The sequence below is a fragment of the Cutibacterium granulosum genome (genome assembly GCF_900186975.1).
Taxonomy (GTDB): domain Bacteria; phylum Actinomycetota; class Actinomycetes; order Propionibacteriales; family Propionibacteriaceae; genus Cutibacterium; species Cutibacterium granulosum.
This window is the reverse complement of sequence record NZ_LT906441.1, coordinates 1,478,205-1,494,021: the sequence shown is the minus strand read 5'-3', so window position 1 is coordinate 1,494,021 and position 15,817 is coordinate 1,478,205. Positions and strand designations below refer to the sequence as shown.

The 15,817-nt window shown below is 62.6% G+C and carries 11 protein-coding genes; 8 read left to right on the top strand and 3 right to left on the bottom strand.

Annotated elements, in window-relative coordinates; all coding sequences use genetic code 11:
• Positions 1 to 40: 40 nt before the first annotated feature.
• Together CKV91_RS09815 and CKV91_RS06385 are read right to left on the bottom strand one after the other, a co-directional pair.
• The gene (locus CKV91_RS09815) at positions 41 to 1,156 is read right to left on the bottom strand and encodes a type I restriction enzyme subunit R domain-containing protein (protein WP_051254855.1); all 1,116 of its coding nucleotides are present in this window, start codon (positions 1,154 to 1,156) and stop codon (positions 41 to 43) included.
• A 307-nt stretch (positions 1,157 to 1,463) separates the two neighbouring features.
• On the bottom strand, positions 1,464 to 2,444 hold the full coding sequence (locus CKV91_RS06385; RefSeq protein WP_021103294.1) for a DUF389 domain-containing protein: 981 nt from the start codon (positions 2,442 to 2,444) through the stop codon (positions 1,464 to 1,466).
• A 430-nt stretch (positions 2,445 to 2,874) separates the two neighbouring features.
• On the opposite strand from CKV91_RS06385, the gene CKV91_RS06380 reads away from it, so the two are divergent.
• The 8 genes from CKV91_RS06380 (at position 2,875) to CKV91_RS06350 (ending at position 12,228) form a co-directional block, all read left to right on the top strand.
• Positions 2,875 to 3,879 (top strand): ornithine carbamoyltransferase, encoded by a 1,005-nt coding sequence (locus CKV91_RS06380; RefSeq protein WP_021105551.1) that lies wholly within the window; start codon positions 2,875 to 2,877, stop codon positions 3,877 to 3,879.
• 15 nt (positions 3,880 to 3,894) lie between these two features.
• Positions 3,895 to 4,800, top strand: coding sequence for a carbamate kinase (gene arcC / locus CKV91_RS06375; RefSeq protein WP_021105550.1), 906 nt, complete (start codon positions 3,895 to 3,897; stop codon positions 4,798 to 4,800).
• A 255-nt stretch (positions 4,801 to 5,055) separates the two neighbouring features.
• The gene (locus tag CKV91_RS06370; protein WP_021105549.1) at positions 5,056 to 6,768 is read left to right on the top strand and encodes a YfcC family protein; all 1,713 of its coding nucleotides are present in this window, start codon (positions 5,056 to 5,058) and stop codon (positions 6,766 to 6,768) included.
• Between the two features lie 108 nt (positions 6,769 to 6,876).
• Positions 6,877 to 7,383, top strand: a complete 507-nt coding sequence (locus tag CKV91_RS06365; RefSeq protein WP_021105548.1) for an arginine repressor — start codon at positions 6,877 to 6,879, stop codon at positions 7,381 to 7,383.
• A gap of 259 nt (positions 7,384 to 7,642) precedes the next feature.
• Positions 7,643 to 8,800, top strand: a complete 1,158-nt coding sequence (locus tag CKV91_RS06360) for a PAC2 family protein (protein WP_021105547.1) — start codon at positions 7,643 to 7,645, stop codon at positions 8,798 to 8,800.
• A 152-nt stretch (positions 8,801 to 8,952) separates the two neighbouring features.
• A complete protein-coding gene (locus CKV91_RS09935) occupies positions 8,953 to 9,597 on the top strand; it encodes an Hsp70 family protein (protein ID WP_065860673.1) in 645 nt (214 codons plus the stop codon).
• Positions 9,539 to 10,453: an Hsp70 family protein gene (locus CKV91_RS09930; RefSeq protein ID WP_267911573.1), complete on the top strand. Its 915-nt coding sequence runs from the start codon at positions 9,539 to 9,541 to the stop codon at positions 10,451 to 10,453. Before CKV91_RS09935 ends, CKV91_RS09930 begins: the two co-directional genes overlap by 59 nt.
• Complete coding sequence (locus tag CKV91_RS06350; RefSeq protein WP_021105545.1) at positions 10,450 to 12,228, top strand: FUSC family protein; 1,779 nt, start codon at positions 10,450 to 10,452, stop codon at positions 12,226 to 12,228. The genes CKV91_RS09930 and CKV91_RS06350 overlap by 4 nt, the downstream gene beginning before the upstream one ends.
• A gap of 36 nt (positions 12,229 to 12,264) precedes the next feature.
• Here CKV91_RS06350 and CKV91_RS06345 read toward each other — a convergent pair whose 3' ends face one another.
• Positions 12,265 to 15,672, bottom strand: coding sequence for a hypothetical protein (locus tag CKV91_RS06345; RefSeq protein ID WP_065860694.1), 3,408 nt, complete (start codon positions 15,670 to 15,672; stop codon positions 12,265 to 12,267).
• Between the last annotated feature and the right edge of the window lie 145 nt (positions 15,673 to 15,817).

Below are 15,817 nucleotides of genomic sequence, written 5' to 3'. Positions count from 1 at the left end.
CGACCAGCAAGGACAACGGATCTTCTCCGGGAACGTCGAGTCACTTGGCCGCAGCCCGGAAATCTTCCCAGGTGGTACTGACGAAGTCGATGAACGCGTCGCGAATCTCGGGGCGTGCATAGTAGGCGTCGAAGAGTTGTGCATTGCGATTGCCACGGCTGGCAATGAGGTCGTCCACCTCGTCGGCCAGGGCAAGCCGGTAGTGTTCCCGGTCGTTGCCCTCGGCAATGATGCGCAGGTCCTCTCGACGCATGATATCCATGCGGGTCTGCTCGAAGACGAGTTTGTCGGACTCGTCGAGATCGGCACCAAATTTCTCGTTCATCACCTCGATGAGTGCCGAGAGCTTGTCGGTGACCGGTTCGGTCTTGCTGCCCAGCCCCTCACCCGGCAGGGCGGTGCCCGGTGTCTGGTCGCCAGCCTCGAGCTGGATGTCGGTTTCCCCAGTGACGCTCATGCGCAGGTGTGTGAGTAGCACCTCCTTGCTGAGCTGCGGCATCGGATCGTGCTCGCCAGTGGGAAGTTGGGTGAGCAGGAGCTTGCCGTAGAGGTAGAGCCTTTCCAGCGATGGGTCGATGAACGGCATCACCTGGGATAGGAAGCTGTAGGCGCGGCAGAAGTGGTTGAGTTTTGCTCGAAACTCCTCGGCTTCTTCATTATCGAGCTTCATCCAGCGGCCTTGGGCGAACTCGAGATTGCGGTACACCTCGCCCTGGCGTGCCGGATCGTCACTGAGTAGGGCGGTGACCGCAGCGTCCATCTCCGATTCGGAGAGCACCTGCGCGGCCCACAGATCGCCACTCAGGTTGTACAGAGCGTTTGGGTCGGTCTTCTCCGCCACGGTTTCCTCGTAGAAGGGCTGGAATGCCTTTTGAATCTCCTCGGCGGTGTTGGCGAAGTCGAGGACGAAGGTGTCTTCCTTGCCCGACGCGGTACGGTTGAGACGCGACAAGGTCTGGACAGACTTGACCCCGGCAAGCTTCTTGTCGACGTACATGGTGTGCAGCAGCGGTTCGTCGAATCCGGTCTGGTACTTCTCGGCCACCACGAGCACCTGGTAGTCATCACCGTGGAACTTCTCGGGAAGTTCTGACGCGGAGAACCCGTTGATCTCGGCCTCGGTCCACTGCTTCTCTGGCACGTCGGGATCGCTCACCGCGCCACTGAACGCCACCAGGGCACGAATCGGCCTTGGTCTTCACCGCGTGCAGTCTGCTACTCGCCTTGGTTGTCCGATAAGATACATTATGACATTTTACGCCTACGAACTGCGTGTCCGCTGACCATTGCTTCCCCGAACGCCCTTCCTTGGAGTCGCGGCACGAAATCTCCCATCAGCCACAATCTCCTCACAGACTCATCGGCGTCGTGCGCGTACCGTGAGGCCAGCAACCACGGCGTGGCCCCGAAAAGGCCGAGGGCTCAAGACCAGGAGCCTCGCCAACAGCTGCACCAGCACTGACTCATGGCCGGTACCGATCGACGCTCCACCGTGTCGATCGGCCATACCTCTTGAGCCGGTGTCGAGCCAGGCGTGACCACACCTGTTGCTGAAACTGCAGGGTGAGGTACCCGGCAAGGGTCATTCCCACCAGGCTGACGGCCAGCTGTACCAGTGAGCCGCGTATCTCGTCCCATTCCCCCAGTGCCAGCGCGACGCCGATGTTGGCTGCCGCCGGGATCGTCGTCACCGAGATGAACACACCACTCAACCCACCGGTACGTGACGACGTCAACGCCAGGACACCGACGATTCCCGCGATGAGAGCCACGGCCAGTGACCATCGATCCGGGTGGTAGATGAATGACGTGGCCTGCCGGTTCGCACGGATGGAGCTTGCCGAGAGCCACCCCATGACGGATCCGAGTTTGGTCACCAAAGCCGTCACGAGGGTGCTCACCACGAAACCCATCGCCAGAGCTCGTGCGGCCAGGGCAAACAGGTGTGGGCGGCGTCTCACCAGCGCCAGGGCGAGAGCCACCACGGCCCCGAACTCCGGGCCGAGCACCATGGCCCCCACGGTGAGAATCTGGGAGTCGGTGATGATCGCGATACCGGCAAGCAACGTCGACAGGATGAATGTACTGATGAACGTCCAGTTGAGTTCGGACTCGTCGTAGGCACGTTTGATGATCGTCGGCCAGACCATGGCGTCGGCCTCCGAGCCCGGTGTGGTGAGTTCAGCCACCAGACCTGGCTCTGAGATCCACGTCTCGGACTCATTGAGTGCAATGAGCCCGGTCTCCCCCACGCCAAGGTTGCGAATGGCGTCAATAACGGGATCAGCCGATTCTCGAGTGACCCCAGCCACGATGACGTTGCCAGGTGGCTCGACGACGACACCACGGTAGACCTGCGGAAAGGTGACCCCCTCGGCCTGCGACAGGAGGCGCAGTACATCATCGGTGTCTTCCTCGGTGGTGACCACCCGCAACTGCATCATGGCGTCATCTTGGCACAGATGTCACAGCCCACCACACAAGATCGCGACCAGAGCTGCATCCCACCACGTCCGCATCGTCGGATCGCCGACGCGCCCATCTGCCAAGCCTCCTTTTCATCAGGTGGCACATGACTTGAGACGTACCGATGAAAACTGATCCTCCGCTTCCTCCCCCACTTCGGAAACAGCATTCACCGTGACGCATCATCGTGCACGGATGATCTATGTACGCCTGTCACGAGACGAACGAATATTCACCCTCTGGTATGAAATGTATCCACCGGGATCGAAAAATATTCTCATCACCTCTTTCTGGCTAGGTGTTTCGCCATAGGAACCACTCCCCTGCCATTAATATGGCGACGTCATCACACACGAAGTCGTTCACCGGCACTGGCGCGAGCGACATGAGGAAGACAAGGAGAGAACGATGGCGTTCAACCTCAGGGACAGGGACCTGCTGTCACTCAACAACCACTCGGCACGCGAGGTGCACTACCTGCTCGACCTGGCTCGAGACCTCAAACGGGCCAAGTACGCCGGCATCGAGCAACCGCAGCTCACCGGCAAGAACATCGCCCTCATCTTCGAGAAGGCCTCCACCCGCACTCGTTGCGCCTTCGAGGTCGCCGCCCACGACCAGGGCGCCCACGTCACCTACCTGGGCCCCAGCGGATCACACATCGGCCACAAGGAGTCCATGAAGGACACCGCCCGTGTGCTCGGACGCATGTACGACGCCATCGAGTACCGTGGCTTCTCCCAGAAGGACGTGCAGACCCTCGCCGACCACTCCGGCGTACCGGTCTTCAACGGCCTCACCGACGAGTACCACCCCACCCAGATGCTCGCCGACATCCTCACCATCCAGGAACACACCTCCAAGCCCCTGCCCGAGGTGAAGTTCGCCTACCTCGGTGACGGCCGCAACAACATGGCCAACTCCCTGCTGCTCATCTGCAGCAAACTCGGTATGGACGTGCGCATCGTCACCCCCGACTCCCTGCGTCCCACCGATGAGATCCTCGCCATGGCCGCTGACAATGCCAAGGTCTCCGGTGCCCGGGTGAGTGTCACCGCCGATGTCGACGAAGGCGTCAAGGACGTCGACTTCGTGTGCACCGACGTGTGGGTGTCGATGGGTGAGCCCGTCGAGTCCTGGGCCGAGCGGATCGACATCCTACTGCCCTACCAGATCAACTCGAAGTTGCTGGAGCGCACCGGCAATCCAGACGTCCTGTTCATGCACTGCCTGCCGGCCTTCCACAACTGCGAGACCGAGGTCGGCCGCGAGGTCGCGGAGCGGTACCCGCAGCTGGCCAACGGCATCGAGGTCACCGAGGACGTCTTCGAGTCGTCTGCCAACATCGCCTTCGAGGAGGCCGAGAACCGCATGCACAGCATCAAGGCAGTCCTCGTCTCCTCCTTGTCCTGACGTGGAGATGCGAAGATGAGAATCACCCTTGCGCTGGGCGGCAACGCCCTGCTGCGTCGCGGCCAGACCCTCAGTGCAGACAATCAGCGCAGCAACGTCATCGTCGCTGCTGAACGTATTGCCCGGATCGCCGCCGCCAATGACCTCGTCATCACGCACGGAAACGGTCCACAGGTGGGTCTGCTCGCCCTGCAGAACAACGCCTACACCGACGTGCCCATGTATCCCATGGACGTGCTGGGCGCCGAAAGTCAGGCCATGGTCGGCTACATGGTCGTGCAGGAGCTGCGCAACAAGCTTCCCGACCGCGACTTCGTCTCCTTGGTGACGACCTCGCTCGTCAACGAGGACGACCCGGCCTTCGCCAATCCCACGAAGTTCATCGGCCCTGTGTACACCGAGCAGGAGGCCAGCGCCAAGGCCGAGGAGTTCGGGTGGACGGTCAAGCCGGACGGCGAGTACTGGCGTCGGGTCGTGGCCAGCCCCGATCCGCTCAAGATCGTCGAGGCGGAGTCGATCCGGGCAGTCGTCGACGCCGGGATCATCCCGGTCTGCTGCGGAGGCGGTGGCGTTCCGGTGATCCGGGATTCCTCGACCGGTCTGTACACCGGAGCGCAGGCCGTCATCGACAAGGATCTGTGTGCGGCGATCCTCGCCCGGGAAACCGGCGCCGAGCTGTTGGTCATCGCCACCGACGTGGACGGCGTCTACACCGACTGGGGAACGCCCCGGCAACGACGTATCGACCATGCGAAGCCGTCCGACCTCGAGAGGTCACGGTTTGCCGATGGCTCCATGGGGCCAAAGGTGCGCGCCGCCTGCCGGTTCGTCCGCAGGACCGGGCAGCGTGCCGTCATCGGCTCCCTGGAGGACATCGGCGACATCGTCGCTGGACGGGCCGGCACGCTCATCGAGCCCTGATTCTCCACATGAGTGAGCCCTGGTGGTTGAGCCCGGTGGTCCAGGGACGTGCAGCCAGCTGGATGCCGTCCTAGGGCCACCAGCCTCCCAGGCCACCTCGACCTGGGATCGTCATCCCCAGGCAACAGCCCGAAACGGACCCGAACACTACCGAATCCACCACCTTATAATTACTCAGTATTTGTATATCTCCGCCCTCACCACGGCGGAGACCACCGGTGGCATGCGTCACCAGCCAGACCGAAGGAACCGACGATGGAGTCGAGCACGACAGCTCCTCATGACGATCAGGATGCCTCTGCAGACACGATGACCAGCAGCAAGACGACACTCCTGAGCAGCCACCTGCAACAGCAAGACACTGCCAGCCTGCCGAAAGGATCCGGGGGACAGTCACCCGACACCGAGGTGCCCGCCCCCGCAGACCATCCGGAGGTCACTCATCACAGACGTGGTCTGCGCGTCCCCTCGGCATTCACCATCCTCTTCGTCCTGACGATCCTCGCCGTCATCGCCACCTGGCTGGTCCCAGCAGGCAGCTACTCCAAACTGGCCTATGAAACCGGTGCCTCCCAGCTGCAGATCACCGATCCACACGGCAGGACGAGTTCGGTGCCCGCAACCCAGGGGTCCTTGGACAGATTGCACGTGAGGATCCCCATCGAGTCCTTCACCAGCGGAGCCATCACCAAGCCGGTGTCCATCCCCGGCACCTACCAGCGTCTGGAGCAACACCCCGCTGGAGTCTCCGACATCGTCACGGGCATGGTCAACGGCACGATCGACGCCGTGGACATCATCGTCTTCATCCTCGTGCTCGGTGGCATGATTGGCGTCGTGCGCGCCACGGGGGCCTTCGAGACCGGTCTGCTGCGGCTGACGAAGGTGACCAAGGGGCACGAGTTCATCCTCGTACTGGCCGTGAGCCTGCTCATGATTCTCGGCGGGTCCACCTGCGGCCTGGAGGAGGAGGCGGTGGCCTTCTACCCCATCATCGCGCCGATATTCATCCTCATGGGTTATGACTCCATCGTCGTGGTCGGCGCCATCTTCCTCGCCGGGTCGGTGGGGACATGTTTCTCCACGATCAACCCGTTCTCCTCGGCCATCGCGACCAACTCCGCAGGCATCCCGCTCACCGACGGCATGAACTGGCGTCTCATCGGCTTGGCCGGAGGAGCCGTCGCCGTCGTGTGCTACCTGCGCTGGTACTGCCGCAGGGTGCAGGAGGATCCCACCTTCTCCTACACCTTGGAGGACCGGGAGAGCTTTGACAAGCAGTGGGGCATGGACGTCACCGACGAGACGGTTGGCAGGTTCACCTGGCGACGCAAGGTGAGCCTCATCCTCTTCATCGCCGCCTTCCCCCTCATGGTGGTCGGAGTCATCAACTGGGGCTGGTGGTTCCCCCAGATGGCAGCGTCCTTCCTGGCACTCACGATCATCATCATGCTGCTCAGCCGCACCGGCAGTGAGAAACTCAGTGAGAAACAGTTGGTCGACGCATTCTCCGACGGTTCGTCGAGCCTGGTCGCCGTCTCCCTCATCATCGGACTGGCTCGGGGCATCAACCTCATCCTGGAGCAGGGATTCATCTCTGACACCATGCTGCAAGCCTCGACGTCCTTGGTCACCGGCATGCCCGGCCCGGCCTTCGTCCTGACCCTGCTCGTGGTGTTCTTCGTGCTGGGATTCGTCGTGCCGTCCTCCTCGGGCCTGGCAGTACTTGCCATGCCGATCATGGCTCCTCTGGCCGACACCGTGAATCTGCCTCGCTCCATCGTCGTGTGTGCCTACCAGTGGGGCCAGTACGCCATGCTGTTCCTGGCACCGACCGGCCTGGTCATGGCAACCCTGCAGATGCTCGACATCAAGTACTCGCACTGGCTGCGATTCGTGTGGCCCATGGTCGTCTTTGTCCTGGTGTGGGGCGGTGGGTTGTTGGTTGCCCAGTCGCTCATGGTCTGACGCGTGGTTCGCAGGGGTCGTCGGTCACGACGATGCGGCAAGCCTCACAAAACTTCGACCAGCTGAGCCGGCAGGTACCATGACTGCATTGAGGGGTATGGAGGTGTCATGGCGCAGACGTCACGCAGGCAGCGTCACTACCAGATCGTCAACATACTGAGGCACCAGGATGTCCACTCCCAGACCGTCCTACGTGACATGCTTGCCAAGCAGGGGATCGACGTGAGTCAGGCGACTCTGTCCCGCGATCTGTTCCAACTGCAGGTGATGCGCACGGTGGACGCCGATGGGGCACTCACCTACCGGGTCCCCGAGCAGACCGGCTCCCGTCCCGGTCCCCACGACCCGTTCAACGGTGCCCCCGGAACCTTGGATCGGGTGTGTCGCAGTTTCCTGCTGCAGGTGACCCGCCCCTCCTGGCAGGTACTGCTCAAATGCACCGCTGGAGCAGGCAATCTGGTCGGTTCAGCACTTGACAGCACGGACATCCCCGGCGTGGTGGGGTGCGTGTCAGGAAACGACACCGTCGTCGTGTACTGCGATGACGAGATGGCAGCCCAGAACGTTGAGCAGTGGTTCACCTCCCTCATGACAAGTACTGGTGAACAGCTGTGAGGCATTCCACGTCGTGCCCGTCGCGGCGTGTCCCAGCGGGCCCGTGCCAATGCCGCCACCGGGCCTCGTTGAGCGATGTGGCAGGCTGGACACAGTCGTATGACGGCACCTGGCGTACAACGGCACTGGGGTCAGCTGGCGAGGCATCTGCGCCGTACCACCATGGCCCGCGGACAGGAGGCTGTCCCACCGGTGGGGAATGTCTCCACCGACAGGTACGTTGGGTCATCATGCGCCATGACTGTTCGGGAGGCTGCGTATGAATCTCAGTGATGATCTGTTCACGTGGAACCCTGGCATGCCCGATTCCGTCGAGCCTGCTGCCACCCTCGTCGTCGCCGTCACCGGCTTCAGCGACGTCGGTCACGTGCAGCACGTCCTGACGACGAATCTGGAGGCGGAGCTGCCTCATCAGGTTCTCGGCGAGTTCGACCTGGACGATCTGCTCGACCACCGCGACTCACGTGCTCCGATCATCTTCGACACCGATCATTTCGAGGGATATCAACGTCCTGGTCTGACTCTCAGTGAGTTCACCGACGAGAACGGGGAACGTTTCCTGCTCCTCACTGGACCGGAGCCGGCACTGCGCTGGGAGGGCCTCACTCGTCGCATCATCGATCTCATCGAGGAACTGGGCATTCGCCAGACGATCATCACCGATTCCATCCCCATGGCCACCCCTCACACGCGCCCGGTACAGATCACCCGGTGGGCCTCACGACCTGAGATGTTGGTCGGCAATGTCCCCAATTTCGGCAAGTACCAGATGCCTGCCTCATTCCCGGCCGTGCTGTCACAGCGGCTGGCCGAGACCGGTCACGACTACGTGGGTCTGGCCGCCAGTGTGCCCCACTACCTCAGTGAGATGGACTATCCAGATGCCACTCGCACCCTCATCGGGGCCATTCACCAGGTGACGGGTCTGTGCCTGCCGACCCACGGCCTGGCGGTGGCTGCCGGGGCGATTCGTGCCGAGCTTGCCAACCAGGTTGCCCAGTCCGAGGAACTCGGCCAGATGCTCTCCGCCCTGGAGCAGCAGTACGACTCAGCCACCGCGGAACAACCAGCACTCGAGTCCCGTCATGTCGACGTCCCCAGCGCCGATGCCATCGGAGCCGAGGTGGAGGACTTCCTGCGCTCCATCGACGATCCCTCCGACGAGTCTGACGAGACCGCCACCACTGCGGCCACCGACGATGCGGACTCCGATGGTGACGACAACTCGGCCGAGGACTCCCATGCCCACCCCACCCAGGGACCTGCTCCATCGCAGGTCCCGGATCGTCGCAGTGAGTCAGACGACGGTTCACAGATCGACAGGGACGTGGACGCGCAGGCACGTCGAGGCCGAATGACGTCGGACTCGGACAGCGACGACAGCACGTACCACCCACGTCGAGGTACCACGGAATGAGAAGGTTCCGCTGAATCGATGACATCGGGTCCACTGCCCAGCCACAACAGAGGACCAATGGCTCCTGCATCGGATGTCCGAGCCAACCGCCTTCCTTCTCATCCTTGGAGAGGACCGGTTGCCGACCCTGCCAAGGAGCTATCGTCAACGACATGGACGCAGTCATCGATCTGGGGATCGATTTCGGAACGACGAACACCGTCGTTGCTGCCGTGGAACACGGAAACTACCCCGTCCTGTCCTTCAGTGACTCCGACGGGGATCTCCACGTGCACTTGCCCAGCCTGACCGCCTGGGCCGGAGGACGACTGGTGCACGGCTACCAGGCACGAGAGGCCATGGCTGCCGGGGCTCCCGGCATCCGGTCGCTCAAGCGACTGCTCAGTTCTCCGACGACCACCGTGTCGTCCACGGTACGGATGGGCTCACGGCTGTTCCCCATCATGCAGGTACTCACCGACTACCTGTCGTTCGTGGTCGACGAGGTACGCCAGACGACGGGCGTGCACCACCTGCGTGCTGTCATCGGTGTACCGGCCCATGCCCACACCGGGCAACGATTCATGACCCTCGAGGCATTCCGCGAGGCGGGCGTGGAGGTCATGGGCATCGTCAACGAGCCATCGGCAGCCGGCTTGGAGTACGCCCTGCGCCAGGCCCGTACCCTCAAACTCCCGGCGTACCCAGGTACTCATCTTCGACCTGGGCGGCGGCACCTTCGACGCCTCGCTGGTGGACATGGCGGGGACCCACGGCAGGGTCATCGATTCGGTGGGCAGCAACGATCTCGGTGGTGACGACTTCGACCACGTCCTCGTCGATCTGGTACGTCCGATGCTGCACCATCCCGCTCCGCCCGAACCGGTTCTGGTGGAGGCATGCCGTCTGGCCAAGGAGGCGATTCGACCGCAGTCCCGCAACGTCATGGTCGATCTGCCGGACGAGGCGGTGCGCATCCCCGTGCGCGATTTCGAGTCGTCATGCCGTGGCCTCATCGACAAGGCCCTGGACGTCATGGAACCACTGACCCACGAACTCACCGAGGACCAGTCCCACAGCGAACTCGCTGGAATACATCTGGTCGGCGGCGGATCCTGCCTGCCGTTCGTCGCCAGACGGGTCCGAGAGGACTTCGGCCGACGGGTGCACCGGTCGGCCCAACCCACCGCGGCCACCGCCGTCGGTCTGGCGATGGCAGCCGACCCGAGCTCGCCCTACAGCATCCGGGATCGGCTCTCCCGCGGATTCGGGGTGTTTCGGGAGAGTCAGGACGGCGCCAAGGTGAGTTTCGACGTCCTGCTCGACCAGTCCACCCCGATCCATCACCCCGTCGTCATCCGCAGGCACTATCAGGCTCGCCACAATCTGGGGGTCTATCGTTTCGTGGAGTGCCAGCAGACCCATGGCGGCGCACCGGTGGGTGACATGACACCGTTCGCCACCATCATCGTTCCCCTGGACGCGCAGATGCAGTCCGGGGAACGTCCCCTGGACCCCACCGACGTGCACATCGTCGGTGACGGCCACTGGGTCGAGGAGGAGTACACCGTTGCACCCACTGGTATCGTTCAGGTGACAATTACCGACCTGGATACCCGGTGGTCCGTCACAACCTTCATGGGCGCCGACCGCCCGAATGTGAGTAGTCTGTGACCGATGCCCGAACTCGCCTGAGCAGATTCGGATCAAAACTCATCACCTTCCACCCCGCTCCGGGTGCCAACGTCAATGCCCTCATCGACGTCATCCCGGTCATCGCAGCGCTGGTGTCGGTGTCCGCCATCCACGGCCCTCGCCACGGCCTCATCGGAATGCTGGGGGCCATGGGTGGGCTGTCGGGAAAACAGTCTCCACCACGTACTCGGCTGAGGATCCTCCTGGGTGTCGGTGTCGCCCTCATGATCTCCCAGACGATCGGCATCAGTCTGAGCAGCTTTCCCGTCCTGTTGCCAGCAGCCCTGGGAATCTGGTCCTTCGTCATGATCTTCGTGTGGAATGCCCTGCACCTGGGGCCGCCCGGCCCGCTCAACGTGCTGTTCGCAGCTGCTCTGGCCTCGTACTATGCCGCCGAGGGAATGACATACGCCGACATCATGCCTGCCACTGCAGCAAGTTTCCTCCTCGCTGCGGCAACCTCGATGATCGTCATTCTCGTCAACCCGGTTCGGCCGGCCCGACGCGCCGTCAGCAAGGCTATGGAGGCCGTTGATCTCTATGCCAACCCGGAACAGGACGCCACTCCCGCCGATCTGGCACGGCTACGATCCGAGGCGCACAACTCGGTTCACGCAGCATGGTGGATCCTCAACGACGGCGTGTGGCCACAGGATCCCAGGGCACTTGGCAGGCCCTGGATGTACCGACTGTGGAAGCGAATGAGCATGGCATGGGAAGGACTGCGTGCGGACCTGCTCAGCGCACACATCACTTTGACGACGACCCTGCATGCCCAGTCGTTCCCCAGCGCCGAGGCCAGTGACATGCGTGCCAATGTGCGATACACCCCGATGGGTCGTCCGCCGTGGCGGTATCTGTTGCGCACCTCCCTGGAACGCGGGTCACGTCCACTCATGGTGGCCCTGCGCGCGGCCACCGGCGTCCTCGTCGCAGCGATGGCCATGGAGATCGTGCCGTTCGGCCGTCCCTACTGGGCAGTCCTGAGCGTGCTCATCATCGTCCAGATGGACTTCACCCGGGCCGACATGACGGTGCGCGCCGTGCTGCGCGTCATCGGCACGTCGATCGGCCTGCTGGGATACCTCGCCATCATGCTGGTCCAGCCCACGCCATGGATGCGCATCGGCATCGTCGCCGTCGCCCTGTGGACCATGAACGCCCTCATCCCGCGCCAGTACGGCATTGCATCGATATTCATCACGATCTTCGCCCTCATGATGTTGCCGATATCCGGCGAGCAGCAGGCACTGACGGTGGCCGTGGCGCGTATCGAGGAGACCATCGTGGGTCTGGTGACTGCCATAGGCGTCATCCACGTCGTGGGCAAACGAGCCCCGGTGCTGCTGGTGCGAAGTCAGTATCGACGCACCTTGCGTTCCCTCATGCCAGTACTGCGCGACCTCGAATCCGGTACGTCGACGACGGTCACCGGCATGGAGCACCGCAACGAGATGGTCCATGAGCTCATCCAGGCATCCGCCGTGCTCTCGGCCACCCGCCCCGACTCCCCCGAGATCCTCAAGAACTGGTCCATGGTCGACCGGGCCGTCACCGAGTTCGGCTACGACGTGTTGGCACACTGCTGGCATCTCGGCGATCGCCCGGTCCGATGGGCACGGCGGATCAGTTCCGAGATCACTCTGCTGCTGGCCAGTCTGCCGCCGGTGAACGACCAACGAGTCGACCCGGCAAGGGTGAAGTCCATGGTCGAGGAGATCCACCACCAGCTGCCGCCGATGAGGACGTGCTGAGGGCCGGACCCGATCGTCTTCGGCCCCGACAACTGGTCACCTCAGAATGGCCTGACGGCCAAGGGTGCCCTCCAGCATCTGGCGGTACTCCACTCGTCTTGCCCGGGCATTGATGGCTCGGATCTGCTCCATCCGGCCTTGCGCATCGATCTCCTTGCATGCCGCGGCATTGCGGGTATCGGCCATGAACTCCGACAACACCTCGATCCCCTGCCGTGAGCGACGAATGTCCTCCGCCTGCTTGGCATCCAGACGTGCTGCATACCACTCGGAGGAGACGACCGATTCACGGGTGAACCTCTCCCGCAGTCGTGGGTCATCGAGGGTGAGCCCCTCGGCGCTCTCACCGTGGGCCATGATCTCCAGCAGCGCCTTAAGCGGCGGGACCGCCAGACGTGCCGTGTCGTCGTCGAAGTAGGCCTGGGCAACCCTGGCATGCGTCGTGGCGATGGTACGCACCGAATCGGCGAAGATCTTCTCGTCCTGCAGCTCGGGACGCAGCATCTCGTCGGTGAAGATCGTGTCGGGATGCATGAAGATGCGCCCGAAGTAGCGCTTCATGAAGTGATCGGTCATCCGATAGCCCAGTCGCGAGGCAGGGATGAGGTCACCGTCGAGCTCATAGTCCTCGAGCTTCTCCAGATACCCACCAGCGATGAGCGTACCGGCATCGCGTTCTGCAGGTGTCATGCGGGCAAAGACCTCTGGCACGAGCAGTGAGATGTCATGGGCCACCCGAACGTTCGGCCCGATGAAACCGGCCGACGACAGCCACCCGTCATGTCCTCCCAGCACGAAGGAGAGGAACGACGCATTGAGGTCGTAGACCGCGGGCATCGCATTGAAGGGCGCCTTGGTGAGCGCTCCCTCCGAACCGGCTCCAGTGGTCGAGGGGCTCTTGCCGGTCATCGACGAGATGAACTCCATGAAGAGCTCGGGAAGTTCCATGTAGTGCAGTGGATTGTAGGCACACAGGGCCGGGATGCGCCCCTCCGGGGGATTGTTGCGACGCCCGGCTGCAACGACATCGACCGGCAGGGGCAGATCCTCATGCGTGGGCACCCGGTGGTGCAGGTGGCTCGCCAGGTCCGCCAGCTGCGTCTGACGCGGTTTGGCAATGTCGGGCCGTTTCTGCAGATAACGTGGATTGCGCGACGGCACCCCGTCGATGAGGCGCGGATTGGCACTCGACACGGCAAATGCCGGAGTCGATCCGGGCTCGGCGTGCGCGAAGTCCGACAGGAATGTCGCCATGGGATCGGTGAACTCGGAGAAATGGACGACGTCGTCGCACATCTGCCGAACCTCGTCACGAGTGAGAGGTTGATAGTTGGAGATGAAGAGGTCATCACCAGACATGTCCATCTCGGTCTGGGAGTCATAGCCACGAACGATGGCGTCATCGGGACGCTGGAACAGCAGCAGCTCACAATTCCTGACGAGTTTGCGTGACAATCCTGTCGGACCCGTGGTGAGTCCGGGTGGGGTGACCACGGAGGCAGTCATGTCATCCTCGGTCTGCACCTTGACAGCTGGTGCATAGTCGTGACGCAACGAGAACAGCCGCCATGCACCGTCGGCGTCGAACCCGACGCGCAACATGTTGACGTGAATCTTCTGGCCATCCAACCGCACCATGTTCCCGTGTCGGCCATTGGTAGGCGCCACCGAGAAGTGTGATCGCCAGTCCGATCCCCATTCGGGGCGGTAATAGCGTTTCACGGTGAAGACGAGTTCCTTGCGGAACGGCGGAATGGATTCGATCCACGAATTGTACTCATCGGTGAAGTCCGATGATGCCGTGAGCAGCTTGATGACCGAACCCACCGATCGCTCCGGTGAGAGGATGGGGCGATGATCCGTGCCACTGAGCTGGGGATCCTTGAACCTCATGGAGAAGTCGCGATGCAGGATCTCGTCAACGGCATCCATGTCGGCATCGAAATCGGGACAGTACGCATTGCCGGCAAGGAATGCGTCACGAATCTCCTTGGAGATCTCGGATTTTCCGCCACCGGAAACCGTGCACGGCTTGTGCAGACTCGTCGATCTCCCCTCGGTGGCGACGAGCGTCCACAGTCGCTCGGTTCGGTCGAACCTCATGCGGGTGCGAAAACCGGCTGGATCGATGTAATCGGTGCCGGCCCGAAGGGCGATGGAGTGTTCCTGCGCCGGCTCGCCATCAGCAGCATCATGGTGCCAGCTGACGTTGCCCGTGGCGAGGCTGAACCGAGCCCCAGCCGGGACCAGGATGACGTCGTCAATCGTCGTGCACCTGGCCCATCCGCCCTCCTGGGGCTCGAAGACACCCGGGTTGCTGGCGATGACATCGCTCACCGACACCTCGGAATCGCCACCGGGGGCGACGAATTCCTGACCCTCGTCGTAGGAGACGTAGGCACGAGCGCCTCCGGAGTGTTCCTCCTCCCCGGCCCCGAAAAGATTGGCCGAGTAGGAGATCTGGGTCTTGACCTCCTTCTTGCAGTAGCCGAAGTAGTTGTCGGCGATGATCGTGACGATGACACCGGACTCGTCGCGGGCGCACAGCTTGAACGGTTTGCCGTCGTTGTACAGCTGATCGGGATCGTGCCAGCACATTCCGTCACGACGCTGCCGGTCGGTGGCCTCGGACACGTGGGGCAGGCCGAGTTCCTTCATCGTCACACGATTCAGATGGGGTGCGAGGACGACGCAACCGGTGTGTCCGGTCCACGAGGAGGGGTGCAGGGCCGGGTCGTTGACGGGCAGCAGTGGGTCTCCGGCGTTGCCGAAGACCGTCTCGACGAAGTCGAGGTTCGAGACCAGGCCACCGGGGACGAAGAATCGGATCTCCATGCGCCGTTCGGTGACCATGCCGGGCACCTCGGGGACGACGAGTGGACGCAGGTACAGCGAGGCGTAGGCATGTGCCTGGTGCTCGGGGTCTTGATCGGCCGAGTAGGGCAGCAGAGTGTCCTCCTCGGGAGCCTGGAATGCCTTGCCGAGCAGCGCGGCGAAGACGTCAGCTGGAACGGCCTTCTTGTCATCCGGGATGGGCAGGCCTCCCTCGGCGATGTGGAAGACACCAGCAGTGGTACGTCGATCATTGCGAGGATTGTGCAGCACACCGTTAGCGACTCGGAAACTTTCCACCAGCTCGGAGTGGAACTCGTCGCCATCAACGGGCAGGCTCAGGGTACGTGCCAGGCCGGACTCATCGAGAACGAGGGTGGTGTCTGGGAGGCTCGGGTGTTCGGAACAGTCCCTGAGATATCGGTCGAGGAAGGCCTGAACGCGTCGATCTGCTGGGCACCGCTGCTCGGAGAGCTCCCGCCGCAGTTCACGTTGTCGGGCCAGAACCGGGGCGACCACCTTGATCTCCTCCGATGAGGTGTTCATCGGCAGGGGCAGGCCGATCAGGGCGAGTCGAAGATTTACCGAATCTGCCATCATCATTGTTGACATGACCAATTCATAGCGTATTTTCCTACTTGCCGGAGCTTTTTCATCATGGCAGGCATGATTCGTGATCGTTTCCCCACGATCCGTCAGGGAATCGACACGGCAGTCGGCTGGCCCTCTTCCCCGTTCATTGATGCCCTTACACAGT

What these genes read in the sequence shown, in the direction of transcription:
- CKV91_RS06385 (WP_021103294.1), bottom strand. Translation starts at nt 2,444, where the DNA reads ATGATGCAGTTGCGGGTGGTCACCACCGAGGAAGACACCGATGATGTA.
- CKV91_RS06380 (WP_021105551.1), top strand. Translation starts at nt 2,875, where the DNA reads ATGGCGTTCAACCTCAGGGACAGGGACCTGCTGTCACTCAACAACCAC.
- arcC (WP_021105550.1), top strand. Translation starts at nt 3,895, where the DNA reads ATGAGAATCACCCTTGCGCTGGGCGGCAACGCCCTGCTGCGTCGCGGC.
- CKV91_RS06370 (WP_021105549.1), top strand. Translation starts at nt 5,056, where the DNA reads ATGGAGTCGAGCACGACAGCTCCTCATGACGATCAGGATGCCTCTGCA.
- CKV91_RS06365 (WP_021105548.1), top strand. Translation starts at nt 6,877, where the DNA reads ATGGCGCAGACGTCACGCAGGCAGCGTCACTACCAGATCGTCAACATA.
- CKV91_RS06360 (WP_021105547.1), top strand. Translation starts at nt 7,643, where the DNA reads ATGAATCTCAGTGATGATCTGTTCACGTGGAACCCTGGCATGCCCGAT.
- CKV91_RS09935 (WP_065860673.1), top strand. Translation starts at nt 8,953, where the DNA reads ATGGACGCAGTCATCGATCTGGGGATCGATTTCGGAACGACGAACACC.
- CKV91_RS09930 (WP_267911573.1), top strand. Translation starts at nt 9,539, where the DNA reads ATGGCGGGGACCCACGGCAGGGTCATCGATTCGGTGGGCAGCAACGAT.
- CKV91_RS06345 (WP_065860694.1), bottom strand. Translation starts at nt 15,672, where the DNA reads ATGTCAACAATGATGATGGCAGATTCGGTAAATCTTCGACTCGCCCTG.